Here is a 24,289-nt window from a genome sequence, read left to right on the forward strand (position 1 = left end):
TCACCGGTACCGCGTCGACGTTGACGCGGCGTCCACCCCGGCGTCGATGACGCATCGCGAGGGAGACACCGCGCAGAGACCGATCCTCAGATCATCCCCAAAGCCTGGAGGTACACCTCGAGGATCGCCTCCTCCTCCTGATATTCTTCCTTCTTCTTCTTGCGGATCGACAGGATCTTGCGGATCGCCTTGGGGTCGTAGCCACGACCCTTGGCCTCGGCCATCACGTCCTTGATGTCGTCCGCGATACCCTTCTTCTCTTCTTCGAGACGCTCGGCGCGCTCGATCAGCAGGCGCAGTTCGTCCGCTGCGACCGCGCCGCCGCCCATGCCGTGTTGGCGTTCGTCCGTCATGATACTCGTCCCCATTCGCTCGAAACACAGACCCGCATGCGGCGACCGGGGTCCCGAGGACCGCCGATGAATCGCGCCGCTGCAAGTGCGGCGCCGCGTCTAGGCGGTAACCGTTCGCGGCTCAAGCGACCCCGGGTCAGACGACCGCATTCTTGGCGACGCTGGCCTTCATCCGCTCGAGCTGCTCGGGCGTGGCGTCGCCCTGGTGCTGCGCCTTCCACTGCGAATAGGGCATGCCGTACACAGCCTCGCGTGCCGCATCCTTGTCGAGACCACCGGCCTCCTCGACCCAGTCGGACAGACAGTTGCGGCAGAATCCCGCCAGACCCATCAGGTCGATATTCTGCGCATCGTCGCGGTGGCGCAGGTGGCGGATCAGCCGGCGAAAGGCCTGCGCCGCTACGGCATCGTCGAGTGTGTCCAGCGTGTCGCTATCGTGGTTCATTCGTATGCTCCGTAGTTGATCCCACCGAGATAGGGTTTAAGGCCCGTGGCGGCAAAGACCTCCCCCAGGAAACGCAACGCATGACCATGGCCATCGCACCCCGCTCGCGCAAAGTCCGCATCCTCGCGACGCTAGGCCCTGCCAGCAGCACGCCCGAGATGATCGCGACACTGTTCCGCACCGGCGCCGACGCGTTCCGCATCAACATGAGCCACGGCGACCAGCAGTCGAAGATCGCGGTGATCCAGGCGATTCGCGCGCTGGAGAAGCAATATCGTCGTCCCTCGACGATCCTCGCCGATCTCCAGGGTCCCAAGCTGCGCGTCGGCAAGTTCGACGGCGGCCGCACCGTGCTCGAAACCGGCTCGACCTTCGTGCTCGACCGCGACACGACGCCGGGCGATGCGACCCGCGTCGAGCTGCCGCATGACGAGATCTTCGCCGCGATCGAGCCGGGCGCGCGCCTGCTGCTCGACGACGGCAAGCTGGTGCTGCGCGTCGTCTCGCACAGCCCGCGCGAAATCACGACGCGCGTCGAGGTCGGCGGTGCGCTGTCGAACAACAAGGGGCTGAACGTCCCCGACGTCGTGCTGCCGATGGCCGCGCTGACCGAGAAGGATCGCAGCGATCTCGACTTCGCGGTCGACCAGGGCGTCGACTGGATCGCGCTGTCGTTCGTCCAGCGCCCCGAGGATCTGTGGGAAGCGCGCAAGCTGATCGGCGGCAAGGCCGCGCTGCTCGCCAAGATCGAGAAGCCCGCCGCGATCGAGCGGCTCGAGGAGATCGTCGAGGCCTGCGACGGCGTGATGGTCGCGCGCGGCGATCTCGGTGTCGAAATGCCTCCGCAGGCGGTGCCGCCGCTGCAGAAGCGCATCGTCGAGGTGTCGCGCCGCATGGGCCGCCCGGTGGTGGTCGCGACGCAGATGCTCGAATCGATGATCACCTCGCCCTCGCCGACGCGGGCCGAGGTCTCGGACGTCGCGACCGCGGTCTATGACGGTGCCGATGCGATCATGCTCTCGGCGGAAAGTGCCGCGGGCGCATGGCCGGTCGAATCGGTCGCGATGATGGACGCGATCGGCGTGTCGGTCGAGGCCGATCCCGAGCATGGCGACCGCATGCACTTCACCGTGATGAAGCCCGATCCGACGACGGCCGACGCGCTGGCCGAGGCGGCGAAGAACATCGCCGCGACGGTATCCGCGGTCGCGATCATCTGCTTCACCACCTCGGGCTCGACCGCACGGCGGATCGCGCGCGAGCGGCCTTCGGTGCCGCTGCTGGTGCTGACGCCGAGCCAGGACACCGCGCGCCGCCTCGGCCTGTTGTGGGGCACGCATGCGGTCCACACCCGCGACGTCGAATCGTTCGAGGACATGGTCGCCAAGTCGAAGCGCATGGCGCTGCGCCACGGCATGGCGAAGGCGGGCGACCGCGTGATCGTGCTCGCGGGCGTGCCGTTCCGTACGCCGGGCTCGACCAACGTGCTGCATGTCGTCCGGATCGTCGGCGACGAGCTGAAGGGCCACCACTCACAGGCCTGAGGCGGCTCCCCCTAGCGCTCCCCCCTAGCGCTCCCCCGCCAAATCCGCGATGGCTGGTACACGGACCGGACGGGGGAGCAACCGCATGACGTTACGCGAAAAGATCGGCTGGGGTGCGATGAGCCTGCTCGGGGCGTGCGCGCTCGCGGTGGTCGCGTTCCAGCGCGGCGAGCATGTCAACGCGCTGTGGATCGTCGCCGCATCGGTCTCGGTCAACCTGATCGCCTATCGCTTCTACGCCCGCTATATCGCGCGCAACGTCATGCAGCTCGATGCGACGCGCCCGACCCCGGCGATCCGCCGCGCGGACGGGCTCGATTATGTCGCGACCGACCGCAACGTCCTGTTCGGCCACCATTTCGCGGCGATCGCCGGCGCCGGACCGCTGGTCGGGCCGGTGCTCGCGGCGCAGATGGGCTATCTCCCCGGCACGCTCTGGATCCTCGCCGGCGTCGTGCTGGCGGGCGCGGTGCAGGACTTCATGATCCTGTTCATCTCGATGCGCCGCGACGGCCGCTCGCTCGGCGAGTTGATCCGCATGGAAATGGGCGCGGTGGCGGGCACGATCGCGCTGATCGGTGCCTTTGCGATCATGGTCATCATCCTCGCCGTGCTCGCGCTGATCGTCGTGCGCGCGCTCGCGGGCAGCCCCTGGGGGCTGTTCACCGTGGCCGCGACGATCCCGCTCGCCTTCGCGATGGGGATCTACACGCGCTGGATCCGTCCGGGGCGCATTGGCGAAGTCTCGATCCTCGGCGTCATCGGCCTGCTGCTCGCGATCGTGTACGGCGGCCAGGTCGCCGAATCCGCCTTCTGGGGTCCGATCTTCACGCTGACCCCGGTGCAGCTGTGCATCCTGATGGTCGGCTATGGCGCGGTCGCGTCGGTGCTGCCGGTCTGGCTGCTGCTCGCGCCGCGCGACTATCTGTCGACCTTCCTCAAGATCGGCGCGATCGTCGCGCTGGCTATCGGCATTGCGGTCGTCGCACCGCCGCTGCGCATGCCCGCGCTCACCAAGTTCATCGACGGCAGCGGTCCGGTCTGGTCGGGCGGGCTGTTCCCCTTCCTCTTCATCACGATCGCCTGTGGTGCAGTCTCTGGCTTCCACGCGCTCATCGCCAGCGGTACCACGCCCAAGCTGATCGCCAGCGAGGGTGACGCGCCCTTCATCGGCTATGGCGCGATGCTGATGGAAAGCTTCGTCGCGATCATGGCGCTGGTCGGTGCGACGATCCTCGATCCCGGCATCTATTTCGCGATGAACAGCCCCGCCGCGGTGCTCGGCACCGACGCGGCGTCGGCGGCCGCCGCGGTCACCAACATGGGCTTCGCGATCACGCCCGAGGCGCTGGCGCAGGCCGCGCGCGACGTCGGCGAGACTACCATCATCAGCCGCACCGGCGGCGCGCCGACGCTCGCGGTCGCGATGGCGGAGATCTTCAGCAACCTGATAGGTGGTCAGGCGATGAAGGCGTTCTGGTACCACTTCGCGATCCTGTTCGAGGCGCTGTTCATCCTGACCGCGGTCGATGCCGGCACCCGCGCCGGGCGCTTCATGCTGCAGGACCTAATCGGGCTCGTGGTGCCGTCGTTCCGCAATGCCTCGGCGATCGGCCCGGGCATCGTCGCGACCGCGCTGTGCGTGACCGCCTGGGGTTTCTTCCTCTATCAGGGCGTCACCGATCCACTCGGCGGGGTGAACACGTTGTGGCCGCTGTTCGGCATCTCGAACCAGATGCTCGCCGCGGTTGCGTTGATCCTGGCCACGGTCGTGCTGTTCCGGATGAAGCGTCAGCGTTATGCCTGGGTGACGATCCTGCCCGCCGCATGGCTGTGCCTGTGCACGATCACCGCGGGGCTGTTGAAGCTGTTCTCGAACGATCCGAAGGTCGGCTTCCTCGCGCATGCGTCCAAGTTTGCAGACGCGGCGGCGCGCGGCGAGATGCTCGCGCCCGCCAAGACGATGGCGGAGATGCAGCGGATCATCTTCAACGACCGCATCGATGCGGCGCTGATCGCGCTGTTCCTCGGCGTCGTCGTGTCGATCCTCGCCTTCGGCATCCGCAGCTGCCGCGCGGCGCTGAAGGTCGATCGCCCGACCGTGACCGAGGTCCCGCCCATGCTGGTCCCGGCGGAATGACGCCGCGCATCCGCCACCTGCTGGCACGCGCGCGGGAGACCGCGCTGATGATGGTGGGCCAGCCCTCCTACACCGCCTATCTGCGGCACATGGCCGAGCATCACCCCGGCCATGCGGCGATGGACCCCGCGGCGTTCTTCCGCGACCGCGAACAAGCGCGCTACGGCGGCAAGGGCGGTGGCCGATGCTGCTGAACGACCCGCCGCGCTCGATCGTCGCCGCGCTGCGCGGCGCGACCGGCGGCGATCACGACCGCGTCGACACCGCCTATGGCGACTTCGACCTCGCCGCGCCCGACAGCTATCGCGCGTTCCTCCATGCGCATGCGCGCGCGCTTCCCGCAGCGGAGGATGCACTCGAAGCCGTCCCGGGCCTGCCCCACTTCCGCCCCCGCACGCCCCTCCTCGCCGCCGACCTCGCGGCGCTGGGCGAGACGATGCCTCCACCCCTGCCCTTCACGCTGCCCGCGGGCGACGCGGCCGCCTGGGGCGCGCTCTATGTCGTGGAGGGATCGCGGCTCGGCGGCATCATGCTTGCGCGCACCGTGCCCGACGGGCTGCCGACCACCTATCTCGGCGCGCGGCATCTGTCGGGCGAATGGCGCGAGCTGCTCGGCGCACTCGACAACGCTGCGACGCTTGCGGGATCGGACGTCTGGATCGACGAGGCGATCACCGGCGCACGCGCGACCTTCGACCTGTACCGCCGCGCCGCCGCCGCGCGCTGAGCCTCAATCCTCGATCGGGGCGGTCATGATCACGCGCAGCCCGGGCATGTTGTCATGCTGCGCGATCGATCCCGACAGTCGTCCGACCACCGCGTTCATCATCCGGCTGCCAAACCCGACGCGCGTGCCGGTCTGACCGACGCCCTTGTCCGCGACGATCAGCCGGATCTGGTTGCGATATTGCTCGAGCGCGATCAGGATCGGCCCGGGCTGTCCGCCATAAGCATATTTGCTGGCATTGATGACGAGCTCGGTCAGGATCAGCCCGACATTGACCGCACGGTCGGTCGGCATCAGCACGGGTGCGAGGTCGAGCCGCATCTGCGCGCCCCATTCCTGCCCCAGCGTCCCCTTCATGTCGCCCGCCAGTTCCTCGAGATAGCGCGCGAGGTCGACCGACTGGACCTGGTCGTCGCGGTACAGACGCCGATGCACCAGCGCGACCGCGGACAGCCGTGCCTGCGCCTCGGCAAGATGCGCGGTGACGTTCGCGTCGCCCGCCGCCTTGGCCTGTAGCGCGAGGAAGGCGGAGACCATCTGCAGGCTGTTCTGCACACGGTGATTGACCTCCTTCATCAGGACGTCCTTCTGCTCGATCAGCACGTCCTTTTCGGCCAGCGTCCGCTGCAATTCACGGTTGAGCGCGCGCATCCGGTTGCTCGCATAGCTGTCGTGGAACATCCGACGCAGCCGATAGCCCGCCTCGATCTCTTCGAGCGACCAGCGCCGCGATTCGCCACGCACCTCTTCGGTCCATGACGCGAACGACGTGCGCGGCGTCAGCTGCTCGGCAGGGTCCCCGGAGGTCGCCTTGTGCGGATTGCCCGCCCATTCAATCTCTGTGATCCGCTCCGCACGAAACCACAACAGCACCGCGCCCTCGTCGATCAGCGGCATCGCAAGCAGCCCGCTCGCCTTCGACCGATAGCGTTCCGCAGGCGGGTAGAGCGTCGACAGCGCATGCGTCGCAACGATGTCGCCTGTCCCGCGGCTGCGGATCCACTCGACCAGGTCCAGTACGTCTCTGTCGTCCGGACACTGGCCGTCGCGCTGCACCGCGCCGTGCTGGACGAGCGCGAAGCCGTCACTCGCCAGCATCCGGCGCAGGTCGTCGCCGACCGCCGCCGCGGTCCGCTGTGCGCTGCCCTCGGTGGCCATCTTGAGCACGACGACGTCTTCCACCGACCGCAGCCGCAGGCGTTCGCGGTATCCCTCGGCCTCCTCCTTCGCGCGGATCTGTCGGGCGAGGCTGCTCGCCAGCGTGCTCGCGGTCGCGCGGATATCGGGCGCCAGCGTCCGCGGCGTCATGCTGTGGCAGGCGATCATCCCCCACAACAGCCCGTCCTTGACGATCGAGATCGACGCGGACGCCGCGACGCCCATATTGGTCATGTAGCGCAGATGGATCGGCGACACGCTGCGCAGCGCGACGTCGCTCAGGTCGAGCCTCTCGAACCCAGCAGGGCGCAGGATCGCGGGTGTATAGACCGCATGCGGGATCGCGCGCGTCCGGTTACGGACATACAGCGCGCGCGCCTGTTTCGGGATGTCGGTCGCAGGAAAATGATGGTTGAGGAAGCTGTGCAGCGCGGGATCACGATCCTCCGCCATCACGCGCCCGGATTCATCGTCGAGAAAGCGATAGACCATGACGCGGTCGAACCCGGTCAGAGTCCGGAACGCGACCGCCGCCTGCTCGCACAGCGCCTGGAGATTGCCCGATCGCTCGAACGCGGTCGCCATCGAATCGAGCCAGCCGAGCACGGTCGCAGCGCTCGACGGCGCCGTCGTGGCGGGTTCGAGCTCAACGAGGACGTGTTCCTCGCTCGCATGCAGGACCATGTGGAACTGCTCGCTCGTACCTGCGACCAGCGTGCCGACCGCGGCGCCGATCATGCTGCCGCGCCCCGACCGCTCCGCCAGCAGCGCGGCGACGTCCTGCCCGATCAGCGTCGCGAGGTCCGCGCCCAGCCAGTCGGGGGTCAGCCGCGTTTCGATATCGCCCGCGCCCGCAACGACGCGCAGGCTCGCCGCATCGGCGACGAGCAACAGCCCGTGCGGCTGGATCGCGCCGGGAATGTGTATGGGCTCCCGATCGCAGGCCGTAAGGTCCAACGCGGTATCAGTCACAGATGCTGGGCCTTTCCCTCAAGCCGCGACCATGTCGTTTCGCGCGCGGAAAAGCAAATAAGCCAAGGCAGTTACGCCACCGCCGCCATCGCCTCCACGGGCGCATCCGCCCGGTCTGCATAGCGGCGCGCGATCACCGCACAGGCGATCAGCTGGATCTGGTGGAACAGCATCAGCGGCAACAGGATCACACCGACCTGCGCCGCAGGGAACAGCACGCCGGCCATCGGCACCCCCGACGCCAGGCTCTTCTTCGAACCACAGAACAGCAACACGATCGCATCCTCGCGCGGCAACCGCATCAGCCGTGCGATGGTCAGCGTCAGCGCCAGCACGATGGCCAGCAGGGCACAGGAGAGCAGCCCGATCAGGAGCAGGTCGCCGAGCGACACCCGGCTCCACAGCCCCTCGACCACCGCCGCCCCGAACGCGCCATAGACGACGAGCAGGATTGATCCGCGATCGACGATCGTCAGCATCGCCTTGCGCCGCGCCACCCATGCACCGATCCAGGGCCGCAGCACATGCCCCGCCACGAACGGCACGAGCAGCTGGACAATGATCGTCTCGACGCTCTCGATCGACATCCCGCCGGCATTGCCTGCGCTCCGCATCAGCAACGCGACCAGCGCGGGGGTGATCAGTATGCCGAGCAGGTTGGAAAAGGATGCGCTGCAGACCGCGGCCGCGACATTGCCGCGCGCGATCGCGGTAAAGGCGATCGACGACTGGACCGTCGAGGGCAGCAGCGTCAGGAACAGCACGCCCGTCGCCATCCGCGCGTCGACAAAGGGCAGCGCGGTCAGCCCAAGTCCGAGCGCGGGAAAGGCGACGAACGTCACCCCCAGCACGGCGAGGTGGAGCGGCCAGTTGCGCAGTCCGTCCCAGATCGCCGCGCGCGACAATTTCGCGCCGTGAAGGAAGAACAGCAGGAAGATTGCGACGTCGGCGACATAGCCGACAATCGTCGCCGCCTGTCCCCGCGCCGGCACCAGGCTCGCCAGCACGACGGTGCCGAGCAGCATCAGGATGAACGGCTCGAAGATCGATAGGAAGCGCCGGATCACGGATGCGCGGTCACATAGGCCTCGAGGGTCGCCAGATGCCCGGCGATCGCCTCGTCGTCGAGGAAACTGCCGAGGAAGCTGTTGCGCGCCAGCGTCACGATCTGCCCGCGCGACAGGTTACGCGCACGCACAGTCTGACGGTAGTTCTCGCCGATATAGCCGCCGAAATAAGCCGGGTCGTCCGAATGGATCGTCGCACGCAGGCCGAGATCGAGCATCCTGTCGATCGGATGGTCCTCGATCCGGTCGACGTTGCGCAGCGCGACGTTCGACAACGGGCACACGGTCAGCGTCATCGCCTCGCGGGCGAGCCGCGCGACCAGCACCGGATCCTCGAGCGCACGGTTGCCGTGATCGATCCGGTCGACGCGCAGGATGTCGAGCGCTTCGTGGATATAGGCGGGCGGGCCCTCCTCGCCGGCATGCGCGCACAGCAGCAGCCCGGCTTCCGCCGATGCTTCGAACACGCGCGCGAACTTCGACGGCGGATGCCCCATCTCGGACGAATCGAGCCCGACGCCGATCATCTGGTCGAGCCAGGGCTGTGCCTGTTCGAACGTCCTGAACGCATCCTCCTCGTCGAGATGCCGCAGATAGCTCATGATCAGCCCTATGCTCATCCCGTGCTTCGCCCGCGCCGCATCGATGCCTGCGAACAGGCCGTTGGCGACGACGTCGAACGGGATTCCGCGATGCGTGTGCGTCTGCGGATCGAAGAAGATCTCGGCATGGACCACGCCGTCCTGCGCGACCCGGTCGAAATAGGCGAGCGCCAGATCGTGGAAATCCTCCTCGGTCTGCAGCACGGCCGCGCCCGCATAATAGATGTCGAGAAAGGTCTGAAGGTTGGTGAAGCTGTAGGCCGCGCGCACGTCCTCGACGCTCTTGAACGGGATCGCGACCTTGTTGCGTTCGGCAAGCGCGAACATCAGCTCGGGCTCGAGGCTGCCCTCGATATGCAGATGCAGTTCGGCCTTGGGCAGGTTGGTGATGAAGTCGTCTGTCATGCTCGATCCCGTCGTGATGTGCGTCACCGCGCAACCATTCCGCGCGTCACGCACTTTGCGCAAGGTCGAAACCCGTTGCATGACATCGCTGTCACGTTACCGCGGACCGGCTATTGCCGCCTCTTACCGATCACGCGAAGGACCCATCGATGCCCACAGGACTGGTCGCACTGCTCGACGACATTGCCGGGATCACCAAGCTGGCCGCGGCCAGCCTCGACGATATCGGTGCTGCGACCGGCAAGGCGGGCAGCAAGGCGATCGGCGTGGTGGTCGACGATGCCGCGGTCACGCCGCGCTACATGGTCGGGTTCTCGCCCAAGCGCGAATTGCCGATGATCGGCAAGATCGCGCTTGGTTCGTTCCGCAACAAGCTGCTCTTCATCCTCCCCGCCGCCCTCGCGCTGAGCGCGTTCGCACCCTGGGCGCTGACCCCGCTGTTGATGATCGGCGGCACCTATCTGTGCTTCGAGGGCGCGGAAAAGATCCTCGAGGCGCTCGGCGGCGGCCATGCCGAAGCCGAAGCCACCGCCCCGATCGATCCGAAGACGCTCGAGGACCAGAAGGTCTCTGGCGCGATCCGCACCGACTTCATTTTGTCGGCGGAGATCATGGTCATCGCGCTGTCGGACGTCGCCGCCGAACCGATCTGGGAACAGGCGATCGTGCTTGCGCTGGTCGGCGTCGCGATCACGATCCTCGTCTACGGCGTCGTCGCGCTGATCGTGAAGATGGACGATATCGGCCTGCACCTGACTGAGCGGAAAAGCCCCGCGGTCCAGGCGTTCGGACGCGGCCTGGTCAAGGGCATGCCGGTCGTCATGTCGGTGTTGTCGGTCGTCGGGACCGCCGCCATGGTGTGGGTCGGCGGGCAGATCATCGTCCACGGGATCGAGGATTTCGGACTGACGACGATCCCGCACTTCATCCACGACACCGCCGCAGGCGCCGCCGCCGCGGTGCCGGTCGCCAAGGGCGTGGTGAACTGGGTGGTCAACGCCGCATTGTCGGGCGTCGTCGGCCTCATCCTCGGTGGCGCGATCGCACTTGGCCTCCACGCGGTGAAGAAGCCCAAGGCGCACTGAGCGCTAGCGGCTCCTTCCATTCCCGTCATCCTGGACGAAAGTCAGGATCCAGAGCCAGGAACGTCAGCGTCCGTTACCCTGGATCCTGACTTTCGTCAGGATGACGGCGTGGGGGGAACAGCCCCCCGGCAACCGATGCGCCCCTTATTTCGCCGTCCATTTGTCCATCCAGCCGATCACCTCGCCATACCATTGCAGGCTGTTCTTCGGCTTCAGCACCCAGTGATTCTCGTTCGGGTTGACCAGCAACCGTGACGGAATCCCGCGCCGCTGCAACGCGGTGAAGCTCGCGAGCCCCTGCGTGTAGGGAATGCGGAAATCCTTCTCGCCGGTGATCACCAGCATCGGCGTCTTCCAGTTGGCGACGTAGTTGACCGGGTTCCATTTTTCGAACGCGGCGGGGTCTTCGTAATAGGTCTTGCCGCCATGCTCCCACTCGTCGAACCACAGCTCCTCGGTCTCGTACGCCATTGCGCGCGCATCGAAGACGCCGTCATGCTGGACGATGCACTCGAACCGGTCGGGCCACTTCCCCTCGATCCAGTTCATCATATAGCCGCCGTACGACGCACCGAGCGCGCAGGCGCGGTCGCCGTCAAGCCAGCCGAATTTGGCGGTCGCCGCCGCCAGCCCCTTTTGCAGATCCTCGAGCGGCCAGCCGCCCCAATTGTTGCTGATCGCGTCGGTGAAGGCCTGGCCGTACCCCGTCGACCCGTGGAAATCGACCGCGACCAGCCCGTAGCCCGCGCCCGCGAACACCGCCGGGTTCCAGCGATAGGACCAGCTGTTGTTGCTCGACCCCTGCGGCCCGCCATGCACCATATAGGCGACCGGGACCTTCCCATTCTGGGTCGAGGCCGGGCTGCCATACGGCTTCACCGCATAGCCCCAGACGGTGTCGTCGTTCGCGCCCTTGAAGTTGAACCGCGTGACAGTCGGCATGTCGATGCCCGCGAGCTTTGTCGCGTTGACCGAGGTCAGCCGCTCCGGCTTCGGCATCCGCGTGCCCTTCACCGCGAGCGCGTAGAAGTCGTCGGGTGCGGTCAGGCTGCTGATCGCGACGACGACGCCCCTGGGCGTCGGCACGACCGCACCGACATGGCCCTCTTGCGTCAGCCGAGTTACCTTGCCCGTCACGGGATCGACCGCGAACACAGGCGTCTCCTGCGTGTCGTCCGCGGTGACGTAGATCCGCTTGCTGTCGGGGCTCCATGCGATTGACGCAACCGAACGATCCCAGCCCTGCGTCACCGCGCGGACCTGACCGCTCGCCAGGTCGCGCGTCATCAGCACCTGGCGATCCGCTTCGAACCCGGCGCGCGCCATCGCGAACCAGGCGAGCGTCCGGCCGTCGGGCGACACCGTCGGCAGATTGTCCATGCCGGTGTTCGCCGCCGTCAGGTTGACCGGTGCCGCGGCGCCGTCCGCGGGGACCGAGAAGATGTCGAGATTGGTCGAGGTCGCTTCGATCCGCCCCGCCTCGCGCAAAGCGAAATACAGCGTTCTGCCGTCCGCGCTCCACGACACTTCCTCGCCGCCGCCGAACGGCTTCGACGGCGCGTCGCCGATCAGCGCGCCGGTCACCGCGACGCCGTCCCCCTGCGCGCCCGCGGCCGTCAGCGGCAGCACGAACAGCTGCGACCGGTCGCCATTCGACCATGTGTCCCAGTGCCGCACGAACAGCTGGTCATAGGTCCGCCCCGCTCCGGCGTTCGGGTCCTTCTTGACCATCGCGGGCGCAAGGCTCGGCGCGCCGGGCTTGCGATCGGCCCACACCACGAGCTTGTCGCCGGTCGGTGCGACCTTGAACCCGCCGAAACCGCCCTCGAAGCTTGTCAGCTTGCGCGGCGTGCCGCCGGCGATCCCGATCGACCAGACCGCGTCGCTGCCGCCCTTGTCCGACTGGTAATAGACGGTTGCGCCATCGGCGGAGAATTGCGCGCCGGTCTCGTTCACATCGGCTTCGGCGATCAGCGGCTCGGGTTTCGCACCCTTGCGTGTCAGGTCGAGCCGCCAAAGGTCGAACCGCCCGCGATCAGCGGCGAGATCGGTCTCGCGCTGCTCCCACACCAGCCAGCGGCCGTCCTTCGACACGGCGGGCGAGGACACGCGCGACAGCTTGACGACATCGTCGATGGTCAGCTGGCGGGCGGTGGCGGGGGCGCTTGCAAGAGCGAGCACGGCGAGGCTTGCGGACAGCAGGATCTTCATGCGCGTCTGCATAGAATGCTTGCACGATCGCGCGCAATCGCCACGTCGTCGCGCACGATGAAGCGTAAATCCTCCTTCCCGCCCGTGGCCGCCGACGATGCGCGGCTGCTCGTCCTCGGCAGCCTGCCCGGCGACCGTTCGCTCGCCGAAGCTCGCTATTATGCGCATCCGCAGAACCAATTCTGGGCGCTGATGTCGGGGGTCGTGGCGCGCGATCTGGTCGCGCTGGCCTATGACGAGCGGCTGGTCGCGTTGCGCGATGCGGGCGTGGCGCTGTGGGACGTGATCGGATCGGCGCACCGCGTCGGCAGCACCGACGCCGCGATCCTCGATGCGCAGGACAATGCGGTCGCCGACCTCGTCGCGCGCCTGCCCGACCTCCGCGCGATCGCGTTCAACGGCGCTACCGCGTTGAAGCTGGGGCTCAGACAGGGGCTCGGAACGCTCGGTCCGCAAATCGTCGCGCTGCCGTCGAGCAGCCCGCTCCACACGATCGGCCGCGCCGCCAAGCAGCCCGCCTGGGACGCGCTCGCCGCCTTCCTCGCCGTGCCCCGCTAGATCCGCACCGCGCCTGCCGCGCACACATCGGCGATCGTCGGCCAGCCATTGACCGCCATCAGCAGATCCGCCTCCGCCAGCAGGCATCGCAGCACATGCGCCGCCCCCGCCGCCCCATCGAGCGCGAGGCCATACGCATAGGGCCGCCCGACGCCCACGGCACGCGCGCCGAGCGCGATCGCCTTCACCACGTCGCTGCCCGACCGGATCCCTGAATCGAACAGCACGGGCACGTCGCCCGCCGCCGTGACCACGCCCGGCAGCATGTCGATCGCCGCGATTCCGCCATTGGCCTGACGCCCGCCATGGTTCGAACAATAGATCGCATCCGCGCCGGCATCGATCGCGCGGCGCGCATCGTCGGGATGGCAGATCCCCTTCAGGATCAGCGGCAGCGTGGTCAGCGAGCGCAGCCACGCCATGTCGTCCCAGGTCAGCACCTTGCCGAACACGCCCGCCCATTGCCGCACTGCCGCTGCGCCATCCTCCTCGGGCGGCCTGGCGAGCATCGCGCGAAAGACCGGGTCCGAAAAATAGTTCATCAGCACCGCGCCGCGCAGCTGCGGGAAGTTCGCGACGTTCAGGTCGCGCGGCCGCCAGCCCGTCACCCAGGTGTCGAGCGTAACGACGATCCCCTTATACCCCGCCGCCTCGGCCCTACGCACCAGGCTCTCGGCCAGGGCCTTGTCCTTTGGTGTATAGAGCTGGAAAAACCCCGGCGTCTCGCCCAGCGCCCCCGCCACGCTTTCGAGCGGATCGTTCGACAGCGTTGAGGCCATCAGCGGCACCCCCGTCTCGGCCGAGGCGCGCGCGGCGGCGAGGTCGCCGTGACCGTCCTGCGTGCAGATCCCGATCACCCCGACCGGCGCCATGAAGATCGGGCTCGGCAGCCGCATCCCGAACAGGTCGATCGACAGGTCGCGCCTGCTGCAATCGACCATCATCCGCGGCGTCATGCCCCAGTGCCGGAACGCATCGGCATTGTTGTTTTGCGTGAATTCGTCGCCGCAGCCACCCTGGACATAGCCCAGCACCGATGGCGGCATCGCCGCGCTCGCGCGCTGTTCGAGCGTCGCGTAATCGACCGGCAGCTTCGGGATCACGCCGCTCAGACCGGCGTTGTAGATCGCGTTCTGGTAATCGCCGAAATGCGGCATCGCGCTGTTCCTTCCAGGCCTCTCGCAAAGCGAGGCCGGTCGATCGCCAGCCCTAGCTCCGTCCGCAACTCTATACCGCCACCCTTCCCCCGTCATCCTGACGAAAGTCAGGATCCAGAGCCACGAGGCATAACGTCAGCAACCCTGGATCCTGACTTTCGTCAGGATGACGGAAGTAAAACGGGTCAGCGCACGCCGCTCACTTCTCATCCCCATCGAGCCGCGCGAGAAACCCCGCCGCCTGCGCCAGCGTCGCGTCCCGGTCCGCCGGCTTCATCTTCGCCCAGTTGCGATACGGCATCGCCAGCCGCGGATTGCGATCGAGCTTGTCCGCGTTGCGCACCAGGAAATCCCAGTACAGCGCATTGAACGGACACGCATTCTTCCCGACGCGCTGTTTCACGTCATAGCGGCAATGCCCGCAATAATCCGACATCCGGTTGATATACGCCCCCGACGCCGCATAGGGCTTCGACCCCAGCAACCCGCCATCGGCGAACTGGCTCATCCCCAGCGTATTGGGCAGCTCGACCCATTCATACGCATCGGCGTACACCTCCAGATACCATTCATGCACCTGCTTCGGGTCCGCACCGATCAGCAGCGCGAAATTGCCCGTCACCATCAAGCGCTGGATATGATGCGCATAGGCATGGTCGAGCGTCTGCCCGATCGCCTGCGACAGGCAGTGCATGTCGGTCTCGCCGGACCAGTAGAAGCCGGGCAGGTCACGCCTCGCATCCAGGAAGTTGCGCTCGACATAATCCGGCCCCTCGCGCCAGTAGATGCCGCGCATATATTCGCGCCAGCCGATGATCTGGCGGATGAACCCCTCGGCACAGTTGAGCGGCACGCGCCCGGCGGAATATTCCGCCTCGACCGCGCGACACAGGTCGACCGGATCGAGCAGCCCCGAATTGATATAGGGCGACAGCACCGCGTGCCACAGGAACGGCTGGTCGGTCAGCATCGCGTCCTGATAATCCCCAAACCGCGGCAGCGCGTGCTTCAGGAAATGCCGCTGCTGTTTCAGCGCGTCCTCACGCGTCGTCGCGAAGTCGAACGCATCGAGGCTCCCGGGATGCTCGCCGAACCGCGCCGCGACCATCGCGAGCACCGCGGTCGTGATCGCATCGGGGGCAAAGGAGAGCGGGCGCGGCATCAGCAGGTCGGCCTTGGCGGGCTTGCGATTGTCCGCATCGTAATTCCACTCGCCCCCCTCGGGCTTCTCGCCGTCCATCAACAGCCCGGTGCGGCGCCGCATCTCGCGGTAGAAATACTCCATCCGCAACTGCTTGCGCCCCTCGGCCCAGGCCTCGAACTCGGCATGGCTGGCGAGGAAGCGGTCGTCGGCGCGGATCTCGACCGGCAGGCCAAACAGCGTTTCCCACGCGTCCAGCATCCCCGCAACGCGCCACTCGCCCGCTTCGGTGACGATGATTCGCGCCGGATCATGCCGCCTGATCGCGCGCGCGACCTCGCCGGTAAAGCTGCCGGTCGACTCCGGATCGTCGAGCGTGACGTAGTCGACGGTCCAGCCCGCCTCGCGCAGTGCCTCGGCGTGATGCCGCATCGCCGACAGGATATAGGCGATCTTGCGGCGATGGTGGCGGACATAGGTCGTCTCGTCGGCGACCTCCATCATCAGCACGACCGTCGTCGCCGGGTCGGCTCCGTTGAGCGAAGCGATCTGCAGCGAGAGCTGGTCGCCGAGGATCGGCACGAGCGTGGTTTTCTTGGGGCGCATCGCATCCTACATGGCGACCCATGACCGCTCCCACAAACCCGTTATATCTGGGCCAGAACAGCGCCCTCCCCGCCTCGCCCGAAGAGGCCGTGCTCGATTACGTGCCCAACCCGCGCGTCGGCCGGACCTATCTGGTGCGGTTTGCGGTGCCCGAATTCACCTCGCTCTGCCCGGTTACCGGCCAGCCCGATTTCGCGCATCTCGTCATCGACTATGTCCCCGGCGAGACGATCGTCGAATCCAAGTCGCTCAAGCTGTTCCTGGGCAGCTTTCGCAATCATGCCGGCTTTCACGAGGACTGCACGGTCGGCATCGGCGAGCGGCTGTTCGACGAAATGAAGCCGGTCTGGCTGCGGATCGGCGGCTATTGGTATCCGCGCGGCGGGATCCCGATCGACGTCTTCTGGCAGTCTTCGGCGCCCCCTGCCGATCTCTGGCTGCCCGATCAGGGCGTCGCCCCGTATCGCGGGCGTGGCTGACGCCGTCGTCGCATGCAGTGATGTTGATAAAGTTTAACATCAAAGCGTGTGTTGCAGTGCAATATTAATGCAACTTTCATACCTTGTCAGCCGTTGAGGGTGAGCGCGATGCCGGGTGAGCCTGTTATGCGCGCTCAGACAAAGGACAGGGTATGGCGTTACCGGCGGACGGGACCAAGATCACGCGGCTGGCACTCATTGGCAATTTTTTGCCGAGGCGGTGCGGTATCGCGACCTATACGACGGACGTGTTCACGGCGATGCGGGCGCGCTTTCCCGAGGTCGCGGTCGACGTCTATGCGATGGATGATCATCCTGGCCTGTACGAGTATCCGCCGGAAGTCGTTGGAACGATCCCCGAAACCGATCTGACCGCCTATCTGGATGCCGCACGCAAGATCGATGCGAGCGGAGCCCAGGCAATCTGGGTTCAGCACGAATACGGCATCTACGGTGGCCCGGCCGGGGACTATCTGCTCGCGCTGCTCGACCGCACGACGCTGCCGGTCGTCGTTGCGTTGCACACGATCCTCGAACGCCCCAATCCCGACGAACGCCGCGTCATGGAAGGCCTGTTGCGCCGTGCTGCGCGCGTCATCGTGATGGCGGAGCGTGGCCGCGATATCCTCCAGCGCGTCTATGGCGCCAGCCCGCGGCAGATCGTGATGATCCCGCACGGCGTGCCCGATCGTGACCTCGTCGAACCCGACACGCTGAAGGCGCAATTCGGCTGGGAAGGCCGCAAGGTCGTGCTGACCTTCGGGCTCCTCGCGCCGAACAAGGGTATCGAAACAGTGATCGAGGCGCTGCCCGCGGTCATCGAACGTCATCCCAATCTTCTTTACGTCGTGCTCGGCGCGACGCACCCCAATCTCGTCGCGCATCAGGGCGAGGCGTATCGTGATCGTCTCAAGGCGCTGACCGAAGCCCGTGGCGTGGCGGGCAATGTCGCCTTCATCGACGCGTTCGTCGAACATGACGAGTTGCTGAGCTATCTGCAGGCGGCAGATATCTATGTGACGCCCTACACCAACCCGGCGCAGATCACCTCGGGCACGCTCAGCTACGCCATCGGCGTCGGCAAGCCTGTCATCTCGACCCCGTACGTCCATGCGACCGAGATCCTCGCCGATGGGCATGGCGTCCTTGTCCCGTTCGGTGATGTCGCTGCCTTTGCGCGCGAAATCGACATGCTGCTGTCGAGCGATCGTGACCGTCATCGCCTGGCGGAACGCGCCTATGCGCGTGGTCGTACGATGATCTGGCCACAGCTTGCCGAAACATCGATGGCAGAGATCCGCGCGGTGGTCGCGGCACGCCCTTTTCGTCTGGCCAAGCCTTCGCCCCCGTTGAAGCCGCTTGCGCCTGACTTCGCGGCCGTCGAACGGATGAGTGATTCGACGGGCATGCTCCAGCATTCGATCTACTCGATCCCCGATCGCCGGCATGGCTATTGCATCGACGACAATTGCCGTGCGCTCATGCTGATGAGCGCGATGCCGGACATGGATGAGGTCCAGCGCGACAAGTGGACGACGATCTATGCGTCGTTCGTGCAATATGCCTGGAACCCCGACGAGCGTCGCTTTCGCAACTTCATGAGCTTCGACCGGAGCTGGTGCGAGGATGTCGGGTCCGAGGATTCGAACGGTCGCACCGTCTGGGCGCTCGGCATCACCGCACGCGATGCGCAGCTGGCCAAGCATCGCGACTGGGCGACGGCGATGTATGACTCGACCGCATCCTGTGCACTCGAGCTCGGCAGCCTGCGCGCTCAGGCCTTTGCGATGCTCGGCGCTGCGGCGATGCTCGAGGCCAGCCCCGGGCATCAGCTCTCGCTGTCGATCCTGGCAAAGTTCCCGGATGTCCATCTGGCACTGCTCGAGAAGACGCGGCGTCCCGAGTGGCAGTGGTTCGAGATCGTCCTCGCCTATGACAATGCGCGCCTGCCACAGGCGCTCATTCGTGCGGGCCAGGCGCTCGGCCGCCAGGACCTGATCGATTGCGGTCTGGCGACACTCGAATGGATCGTCGCCAAGCAGACCTCGCCCGAGGGTCGCTTCCGCGCGGTTGGCACGGAAAGCTTCGGACGCTCCTATGAGGATCCGCTGCAGTTCGACCAGCAGCCGCTGGAGGCACAGGCCACCGTCGATGCCTGCATGGCGGCGTTCGAGGCCACCGGCGACCTGCGCTGGCGTGACGAGGCCGAGCGTGCCTATCGCTGGTTCCTGGGCGGGAATGACCTCAATCTGCCGCTCGCGAGCATCGCCGATGGTGGCTGTTTCGATGGATTGATGCCGACGGGATTGAACCGCAACCAGGGTGCAGAGTCGATTTTGGCGCTGCAATTGGCCAATTGTGCGATTTCGGGGGTATCAAACGCAGCCCAAAGCGTGGCAGGAGCCTCGCGCGTCGTCGCATAGCCTCGCTAGCGTCGGCGTCCCAAGGTGGAACGGCACGCGAGGCATAAGCACGATGGACCTGTTTACCCACCAGCTGCGGTTGCACGCCGACCCGTCACGGGTCGTCGTCCGGCCCTTTCATATCGCCTGGGCCGGCAATGCCGGCGCACCCAGTCGTACCGAGCGACTGGTCGGCGAAGTTCTCGAGATGACGAGCGCCGAGGCGCGGATCCAGCTCGAGGTGGTGCTGAAGGATTTCGAGGCGCGGCACTGGCAGACGCGGCGCGTCTTCATGACGCGCTACGACCAGATCGAGGACATGCTCGGGCTCAACGGCGCGGATATCGGTGACGAGAAGCGCCAGCTGATCGGCGCCTATTTCTGTCATGAATACAGCTATGCCGCCGCCGCGCTGATGAACCCCAGCGCAGTGCCGCATTTCGACCAGTCCGGGATGCCGCCGGGCAGCCTGCGCATCCTGATGTCGATGCGCGCGGTCGGCGAAGGTCACATCTCGTCGGTCGCCTTCCGCGAAGGCATCATCACCGACCAGAATCTGATGAAGCTCGCGCCCGAGCCGCCCTTCGCCACCGCGACCGACGCGGTCGGCAGCGGCGAGGACGAGATGCCGCAGGGCCCCGTCACCGTCTATCGCCACCGCGACAGCACGCTCAGCGGCACGGTGATCTTCCCGATCACCCAGGCGCAGTCGAAGGGGCTGGAGGATCTGCGCATCGTCCGCTTCCAGCATGACAATGGCGATTATGAATGGATCGGCACCTACACCGCCTATAACGGCTCGGTCATCCAGTCCGAACTGATGCGGACGCGGGATTTCCGTGCTTTCGATCTCGTCCCGATGACTGGCCCCGCCGCGCGCAACAAGGGCATGGCGCTGTTCCCGCGCAAGGTGAACGGCCAGTATATGATGATCGGCCGGCAGGACGGCGAGAACCTGTTCCTGCTGAAGTCGGACACGCTGACCGACTGGGACGACGGCGAGAAGATTCTGACGCCGCTCTATCCGTGGGAGCTCGTCCAGATCGGCAATTGCGGCCCGCCGATCGAACTCGACGAGGGCTGGCTGCTGCTCACGCACGGCGTCGGCGCGATGCGCAAATATTCGATCGGTGCGGTACTGCTCGACAAGGACGACCCGTCCAAGGTGATCGGCCGCACGCAGCAGCCGATCCTCGCCGCCAAGGATCAGGATCGCGAGGGCTATGTCCCCAACGTCGTCTACAGCTGCGGCGCGCTGCGCCACGGCGATGCGCTGTTCCTTCCCTACGGGATCGCCGACAGCTCGATCGGCTTCGCCTTCGTCAAGATCACGGACATGCTCGCCGCGATGAAGTGAGGCTACCCCGCACCCCAACCACCACCCCGGCGAAGGCCGGGGCCCAGTTGGGGGACGGTAGTAACGACTAACGGCCCTCCGTTACGTCGACCTCCCCAACTGGGCCCCGGCCTCCGCCGGGGTGGTGCGAAATACCTCGGCGCACGCGTGTATCCTGTTCTCCCGCGAAGGCGGGAGCCCAGCCTGGGTCCCCGCCTTCGCGGGGAAACGGCGTCCTACCGCGATGCCGCCATCGTCCGCCGGTACATCACCCAGGTCAGCAGCGCGAACAGCAGGGTCCCTCCGACCAGCGCGATGGGCACGAACGCCTCCCCGACCAGCGCCAGCGGCGTCTCCTGGTTGGTGAGATAGACGATCCCGGCAAACCCCACGCCCCACAGCGACTCGCCGACGATCATCCCCGTCGCGGTCAGCACGCCCATCCGCCTGGCGAGCTCGGGATCGTGCGCGCGGTCTGCCCAGCGGTCATAGGCATAGCCGACCACCGCGCCGATCGTGACCGGCAACGTCACCGCCATCGGCAGATACACGCCCAGCCCGACGCCCAGCGGCGGCAACCGCAGCTTGCCCGCCTTGCCCAGCAGTTCGTCGAGCGCGATGACCGCAACACCGGTCATCGCCCCATAGCCGATCATCGCCCAGTTGAGATTGCCCCCCAGCACGCCCTTGGCGAGCGCGGAGATCAGCGCCGCCTGCGGTGCCGCCAGCGCATTGGGCCCGGCCCCCGGCGCACCCGCAAAGCCAAGCGTGCTACCGAGCAGGTTGAGCACCGGTGGCACGACGATCGACCCGAACACCACGCCGATCAGCAGCGCGACCTGCTGCTTCCATGGCGTCGCACCGACCAGCTGCCCGGTCTTCAGATCCTGGAGATTGTCGTTCGAGATCGTCGCGATGCCGAACACCACGCCCGTCACGATCAGGCCGTAGGCGACCAGCGCCTGCGTCGTCCCCGGCTCGACCGCCCGACCGAACCACGACACGAGCAGGATCGATGCGGCGAGGATGGCGAGGATGCCGATGCCCGACACAGGAGAGTTCGACGCGCCGATCAGCCCCGCCATGTACCCGCACACCGCCGCGATCACGAGGCCGATGACCAGGATGAACGCAAGACTCCCCGCGATCAGCCCGATCGCCGACGCCTCGAGCGGCCCGCCCTGGAGGACCGTCCACAGCAGGATCCCGATCGGGACGAGCATCGCCAGCGACGCGATCCCGACGATCCCGATCGGGATGTCGCGCTCCTCGAGTGCCAGCACTTCGCCGCCGCGCTTGGCTGCCGACGCCGCCAGCGCCGATCGCACGCCGCCGACCACGGGTCCTGCGATCTTGAGCAAGGTCCAGATCGCCGCGACGCCGATCACGCCCGCACCGAAGAACCGCACGTCCGACCGGAACACGGTCGTCGCGATCACCTCCGCGGTGCCGGTCACGCTCCCCGCCGAGGTCAGGATCGGCAGCAGGATCCACCAGCCGATCACCACGCCCGTAAACATTGCCATGCCGACCGAGATTCCGACCAGATGCCCCGCGCCTAGCAGCGCGAACGACAGCCCGCCCGAAATTCCGGTCGCACCTGCGCCGACGCGGAACCACGTCGCGGCCTCGGCAGCGACCAATTTGGTCTGCGTCAGGATCGCGAACCCGGCCGACACCAGCGCGTTGACGACGATGATGCCGAGCCCGCGCGCGCTCTCCTCGCCGCCCTCACGACTGCCCGCGCCGACTTTCAGCACTTCGGCGGCCGCGCGGCCCTCCGGATAGGGCAGCACCGTGTCGACGACGAGTGCACGGCGCAGCGGCACCGAGAACAGCACGCCGAGCACGCCGCCGAACATCGTGATCGCCGCGGTGGTGAAGAACGGAAACCCCTGCCACCAGCCGATCATGACGAGGCCGGGCAGCACGAAGATGATCGCCGCCAGCGTGCCCGCGGCGGACGCGATCGTCTGGACGATGTTGTTCTCGAGGATCGTCGAATCCTTGAACAGCCGCAGCACGGCCATCGAGATCACCGCGGCGGGGATCGACGTCGCGAAGGTCAGCCCGATCTTCAGTCCAAGATACACATTGGCCGCGGTGAACAGCAGCGTGATGATCGCGCCGAGCACGACCCCGCGAAAGGTAAGCTCGCGCATGCTCGTCTCGGGCCCGGTCTCGGATACGCCCCGCGTCGCGTCGGTCATCAGATCGTCCTAACCAGAAACACGTGCCCCGGCGGAGGCCGAGGCCCAGTCGGAACGTCCTCCAACCGGGCCTCGGCCTCCGCCGGGGTCCTAGCCGTCAGGATGCCGCGCTCTTGCCGTGAGCGCAACCGGCCGGATCAGCGCGCCACCATCCGCCGCGCGAAATGCACGGTGACCGCGCGGGTCACGCTCTCCGCAATCCGCTGCCGCCCCTCGTCGCTGTCGAGAAACGCCGCGTCCTGCGGGTTCGAAATATAGCCCGTCTCGAACAGGATCGAGGGCATGTCGGGCGCCTTGAGCACCATCAGCGACGCCATGCGGTGGAAGTTCGGCTTGAGCGGCATCAACGGCTTGGCCTCGCGTCCCAGCAACCGCGCGAACGTGGCCGACGCGTTCATCGTCTCGCGCTGCGTCAGGTCGATCAGGATCGACGACACGTCGGCAGGCGCCTCGCCCAGATTCACCCCGGAGATCACATCCGCCTTGTTCTCCCGCGCGGCTAGCCGCGCCGCCTCCTTGTCGGACGCCACCTCGGACAGCGTATAGGCAGTCGCGCCGCTCGCGCCTTCGGATCCGGTACTGTCGCAGTGGACCGATATGAACAGGTCCCCCCTCAACCGTCGTGCGACGCCGTACCGCTCGCGCAGCACGAGGAACCGGTCGTCGCTCCGCGTCAGCGCGACGCGCACCCGGCCCGAAGCAAGCAGCGCGTCACGGATCGCCTTGGCGACCTTGAGGGTCACGTCCTTCTCGCGCAGCCCGTCAGGCCCGATCGCGCCGGGATCGACACCGCCATGTCCGGCGTCGATCACCACCAGCGGACGCATGTCGTCGCCCTCGACCCGCGGCAGCGTGATCCCGCGCGCGCGCGGCGGCACCGGGATCGACACCTTGTACCGCGGCGCCGCCCGCGCGGCGAAAGTGACCGGGAAGAAATTCAGCGGGCCGGCGATACTGGCCTGCGCAAAGGCCGCATCGTCGACGCGGCGCAAGGCCAGCGTCAGTTCGCGCCCCTGCGAGTCGAACCCGCCATCGGCGACGATCACCGGCTCGGACAGGTCGAACAGCATCCGCAGCCCGGAGCCGCCGTGCCGGCGCTGCGTGATGCGGGTCACGACGCCGCCCGACCTCACGGTTCCGCCGGGCGTCGCGTTCGCGATATCGACCGCGATCTGCCGTCGGCCGGTCAGGATCTGGCTCACGCCGCTGCCGACCGGTGCATCGAAGCGGATCACGATCTGCGTCCGGCCGATCGCGATGCTCTGGACGGTCGCCGCCAGCGCGGGAACGCCGGACAGCCAGCCGAGCAGCAGAGCGTTGATCGCAACCATCCTGCGTCCATGCCGTGCGACCGCGCTGCCGGTCCAGCGAAAAGCCATTCTACACTCCCTGGATCGGTCGAGCCCGACCGAAACGAGACGCCTACGCTACGCCCCCGCAAGAGGATCTTGCGGAGGAGGGTTAATAGCCTGTTTGCCTTGGTTTTCCCATATCCGTGGCTGCCGGCGCGGCTGCCGGACAGATCGCCGCGCGGAAATACAGCCTGTGAAAATGGCGGGTTTCAAGGCTTCGGACGGCCCCGCGCCGGGCCAGTTGCGGGATCTGCAATGCGGTGCTAGTCCTGCCGTGCACCCGTGCGTCGCTAGAGTTTGCCAGCGACGCGCCGGTCTCAACGCCCGCCTTCGGATCCT

Annotated in this window: 19 protein-coding genes; 9 read left to right on the plus strand and 10 right to left on the minus strand. The window is 66.8% G+C overall.

All coding sequences use genetic code 11. The features are described from left to right. Positions 1 to 86 precede the first annotated feature (86 nt). Both FHY04_RS13440 and FHY04_RS13445 read right to left on the minus strand, forming a co-directional pair. Positions 87 to 353: a DUF2312 domain-containing protein gene (locus FHY04_RS13440; RefSeq protein WP_031395220.1), complete on the minus strand. Its 267-nt coding sequence runs from the start codon at positions 351 to 353 to the stop codon at positions 87 to 89. A gap of 136 nt (positions 354 to 489) precedes the next feature. Continuing rightward, positions 490 to 798: a DUF1244 domain-containing protein gene (locus tag FHY04_RS13445; RefSeq protein ID WP_031440324.1), complete on the minus strand. Its 309-nt coding sequence runs from the start codon at positions 796 to 798 to the stop codon at positions 490 to 492. A gap of 80 nt (positions 799 to 878) precedes the next feature. Here FHY04_RS13445 and pyk point away from each other — a divergent pair, with 80 nt between their 5' ends. The 4 genes from pyk (at position 879) to FHY04_RS13465 (ending at position 5,209) form a co-directional block, all read left to right on the plus strand. Continuing rightward, positions 879 to 2,342, plus strand: a complete 1,464-nt coding sequence (gene pyk / locus FHY04_RS13450; RefSeq protein WP_183936801.1) for a pyruvate kinase — start codon at positions 879 to 881, stop codon at positions 2,340 to 2,342. Between the two features lie 85 nt (positions 2,343 to 2,427). Then, complete coding sequence (locus FHY04_RS13455) at positions 2,428 to 4,482, plus strand: carbon starvation CstA family protein (protein ID WP_183936802.1); 2,055 nt, start codon at positions 2,428 to 2,430, stop codon at positions 4,480 to 4,482. Continuing rightward, positions 4,479 to 4,676, plus strand: coding sequence for a YbdD/YjiX family protein (locus FHY04_RS13460; RefSeq protein WP_183936803.1), 198 nt, complete (start codon positions 4,479 to 4,481; stop codon positions 4,674 to 4,676). The genes FHY04_RS13455 and FHY04_RS13460 overlap by 4 nt, the downstream gene beginning before the upstream one ends. Then, on the plus strand, positions 4,667 to 5,209 hold the full coding sequence (locus FHY04_RS13465; RefSeq protein WP_183936804.1) for a biliverdin-producing heme oxygenase: 543 nt from the start codon (positions 4,667 to 4,669) through the stop codon (positions 5,207 to 5,209). Before FHY04_RS13460 ends, FHY04_RS13465 begins: the two co-directional genes overlap by 10 nt. 3 nt (positions 5,210 to 5,212) lie before the next feature. On the opposite strand, the gene FHY04_RS13470 is transcribed toward FHY04_RS13465, so the two are convergent. From FHY04_RS13470 to FHY04_RS13480, 3 genes are all read right to left on the minus strand, one after another. Next, positions 5,213 to 7,339, minus strand: a complete 2,127-nt coding sequence (locus tag FHY04_RS13470) for a histidine kinase dimerization/phosphoacceptor domain -containing protein (RefSeq protein WP_031440327.1) — start codon at positions 7,337 to 7,339, stop codon at positions 5,213 to 5,215. A 71-nt stretch (positions 7,340 to 7,410) separates the two neighbouring features. Further along, the gene (locus tag FHY04_RS13475) at positions 7,411 to 8,403 is read right to left on the minus strand and encodes a bile acid:sodium symporter family protein (protein ID WP_409349168.1); all 993 of its coding nucleotides are present in this window, start codon (positions 8,401 to 8,403) and stop codon (positions 7,411 to 7,413) included. Continuing rightward, positions 8,403 to 9,413, minus strand: a complete 1,011-nt coding sequence (locus FHY04_RS13480; protein ID WP_183936805.1) for an adenosine deaminase — start codon at positions 9,411 to 9,413, stop codon at positions 8,403 to 8,405. Before FHY04_RS13480 ends, FHY04_RS13475 begins: the two co-directional genes overlap by 1 nt. A 149-nt stretch (positions 9,414 to 9,562) precedes the next feature. Here FHY04_RS13480 and FHY04_RS13485 point away from each other — a divergent pair, with 149 nt between their 5' ends. After that, positions 9,563 to 10,498: a DUF808 domain-containing protein gene (locus FHY04_RS13485; protein ID WP_166747105.1), complete on the plus strand. Its 936-nt coding sequence runs from the start codon at positions 9,563 to 9,565 to the stop codon at positions 10,496 to 10,498. Positions 10,499 to 10,642: 144 nt separating this feature from the next. Here the strand turns inward: FHY04_RS13485 and FHY04_RS13490 are convergent, their stop codons facing one another. Next, entirely contained in the window at positions 10,643 to 12,709 is a 2,067-nt protein-coding gene (locus FHY04_RS13490; RefSeq protein ID WP_183936806.1) for a S9 family peptidase, read from the minus strand. Positions 12,710 to 12,766: 57 nt separating this feature from the next. On the opposite strand from FHY04_RS13490, the gene FHY04_RS13495 reads away from it, so the two are divergent. Further along, entirely contained in the window at positions 12,767 to 13,267 is a 501-nt protein-coding gene (locus FHY04_RS13495; protein ID WP_183936807.1) for a DNA-deoxyinosine glycosylase, read from the plus strand. Here FHY04_RS13495 and FHY04_RS13500 read toward each other — a convergent pair. Together FHY04_RS13500 and FHY04_RS13505 are read right to left on the minus strand one after the other, a co-directional pair. Continuing rightward, positions 13,264 to 14,424 (minus strand): alpha-hydroxy-acid oxidizing protein, encoded by a 1,161-nt coding sequence (locus FHY04_RS13500; RefSeq protein WP_183936808.1) that lies wholly within the window; start codon positions 14,422 to 14,424, stop codon positions 13,264 to 13,266. The genes FHY04_RS13495 and FHY04_RS13500 overlap by 4 nt on opposite strands. 199 nt (positions 14,425 to 14,623) lie before the next feature. Further along, positions 14,624 to 16,171 carry a cryptochrome/photolyase family protein gene (locus tag FHY04_RS13505; protein WP_183936809.1) on the minus strand — a complete coding sequence of 516 codons (1,548 nt, stop codon included), beginning with the start codon at positions 16,169 to 16,171 and terminating at the stop codon, positions 14,624 to 14,626. A gap of 20 nt (positions 16,172 to 16,191) precedes the next feature. On the opposite strand from FHY04_RS13505, the gene queF reads away from it, so the two are divergent. The 3 genes from queF to FHY04_RS13520 all read left to right on the plus strand — a co-directional run bounded on the left by queF (position 16,192) and on the right by FHY04_RS13520 (position 20,409). After that, positions 16,192 to 16,650 carry a preQ(1) synthase gene (gene queF / locus FHY04_RS13510; RefSeq protein WP_037527914.1) on the plus strand — a complete coding sequence of 153 codons (459 nt, stop codon included), beginning with the start codon at positions 16,192 to 16,194 and terminating at the stop codon, positions 16,648 to 16,650. Between the two features lie 152 nt (positions 16,651 to 16,802). Beyond that, the gene (locus tag FHY04_RS13515; protein WP_056679009.1) at positions 16,803 to 19,073 is read left to right on the plus strand and encodes a glycosyltransferase family 4 protein; all 2,271 of its coding nucleotides are present in this window, start codon (positions 16,803 to 16,805) and stop codon (positions 19,071 to 19,073) included. Between the two features lie 52 nt (positions 19,074 to 19,125). After that, a complete protein-coding gene (locus FHY04_RS13520) occupies positions 19,126 to 20,409 on the plus strand; it encodes a glycoside hydrolase family 130 protein (RefSeq protein WP_031440075.1) in 1,284 nt (427 codons plus the stop codon). 215 nt (positions 20,410 to 20,624) lie between these two features. Here FHY04_RS13520 and FHY04_RS13525 read toward each other — a convergent pair whose 3' ends face one another. Both FHY04_RS13525 and FHY04_RS13530 read right to left on the minus strand, forming a co-directional pair. Beyond that, the gene (locus tag FHY04_RS13525; protein ID WP_260171519.1) at positions 20,625 to 22,598 is read right to left on the minus strand and encodes an OPT family oligopeptide transporter; all 1,974 of its coding nucleotides are present in this window, start codon (positions 22,596 to 22,598) and stop codon (positions 20,625 to 20,627) included. 137 nt (positions 22,599 to 22,735) lie between these two features. Further along, positions 22,736 to 23,977, minus strand: coding sequence for an N-acetylmuramoyl-L-alanine amidase (locus tag FHY04_RS13530; RefSeq protein ID WP_260171520.1), 1,242 nt, complete (start codon positions 23,975 to 23,977; stop codon positions 22,736 to 22,738). Positions 23,978 to 24,289: the final 312 nt, after the last annotated feature.

The sequence above is a fragment of the Sphingomonas sp. BK481 genome, assembly GCF_014194875.1.
GTDB lineage: Bacteria > Pseudomonadota > Alphaproteobacteria > Sphingomonadales > Sphingomonadaceae > Sphingomonas > Sphingomonas aerolata.

What these genes read in the sequence shown, in the direction of transcription:
- FHY04_RS13440 (WP_031395220.1), bottom strand. Translation starts at nt 353, where the DNA reads ATGACGGACGAACGCCAACACGGCATGGGCGGCGGCGCGGTCGCAGCG.
- FHY04_RS13445 (WP_031440324.1), bottom strand. Translation starts at nt 798, where the DNA reads ATGAACCACGATAGCGACACGCTGGACACACTCGACGATGCCGTAGCG.
- pyk (WP_183936801.1), top strand. Translation starts at nt 879, where the DNA reads ATGACCATGGCCATCGCACCCCGCTCGCGCAAAGTCCGCATCCTCGCG.
- FHY04_RS13455 (WP_183936802.1), top strand. Translation starts at nt 2,428, where the DNA reads ATGACGTTACGCGAAAAGATCGGCTGGGGTGCGATGAGCCTGCTCGGG.
- FHY04_RS13460 (WP_183936803.1), top strand. Translation starts at nt 4,479, where the DNA reads ATGACGCCGCGCATCCGCCACCTGCTGGCACGCGCGCGGGAGACCGCG.
- FHY04_RS13465 (WP_183936804.1), top strand. Translation starts at nt 4,667, where the DNA reads ATGCTGCTGAACGACCCGCCGCGCTCGATCGTCGCCGCGCTGCGCGGC.
- FHY04_RS13480 (WP_183936805.1), bottom strand. Translation starts at nt 9,413, where the DNA reads ATGACAGACGACTTCATCACCAACCTGCCCAAGGCCGAACTGCATCTG.
- FHY04_RS13485 (WP_166747105.1), top strand. Translation starts at nt 9,563, where the DNA reads ATGCCCACAGGACTGGTCGCACTGCTCGACGACATTGCCGGGATCACC.
- FHY04_RS13490 (WP_183936806.1), bottom strand. Translation starts at nt 12,709, where the DNA reads ATGAAGATCCTGCTGTCCGCAAGCCTCGCCGTGCTCGCTCTTGCAAGC.
- FHY04_RS13495 (WP_183936807.1), top strand. Translation starts at nt 12,767, where the DNA reads ATGAAGCGTAAATCCTCCTTCCCGCCCGTGGCCGCCGACGATGCGCGG.
- FHY04_RS13500 (WP_183936808.1), bottom strand. Translation starts at nt 14,424, where the DNA reads ATGCCGCATTTCGGCGATTACCAGAACGCGATCTACAACGCCGGTCTG.
- FHY04_RS13505 (WP_183936809.1), bottom strand. Translation starts at nt 16,171, where the DNA reads ATGCGCCCCAAGAAAACCACGCTCGTGCCGATCCTCGGCGACCAGCTC.
- queF (WP_037527914.1), top strand. Translation starts at nt 16,192, where the DNA reads ATGACCGCTCCCACAAACCCGTTATATCTGGGCCAGAACAGCGCCCTC.
- FHY04_RS13515 (WP_056679009.1), top strand. Translation starts at nt 16,803, where the DNA reads ATGGCGTTACCGGCGGACGGGACCAAGATCACGCGGCTGGCACTCATT.
- FHY04_RS13520 (WP_031440075.1), top strand. Translation starts at nt 19,126, where the DNA reads ATGGACCTGTTTACCCACCAGCTGCGGTTGCACGCCGACCCGTCACGG.
- FHY04_RS13525 (WP_260171519.1), bottom strand. Translation starts at nt 22,598, where the DNA reads ATGACCGACGCGACGCGGGGCGTATCCGAGACCGGGCCCGAGACGAGC.
- FHY04_RS13530 (WP_260171520.1), bottom strand. Translation starts at nt 23,977, where the DNA reads ATGGCTTTTCGCTGGACCGGCAGCGCGGTCGCACGGCATGGACGCAGG.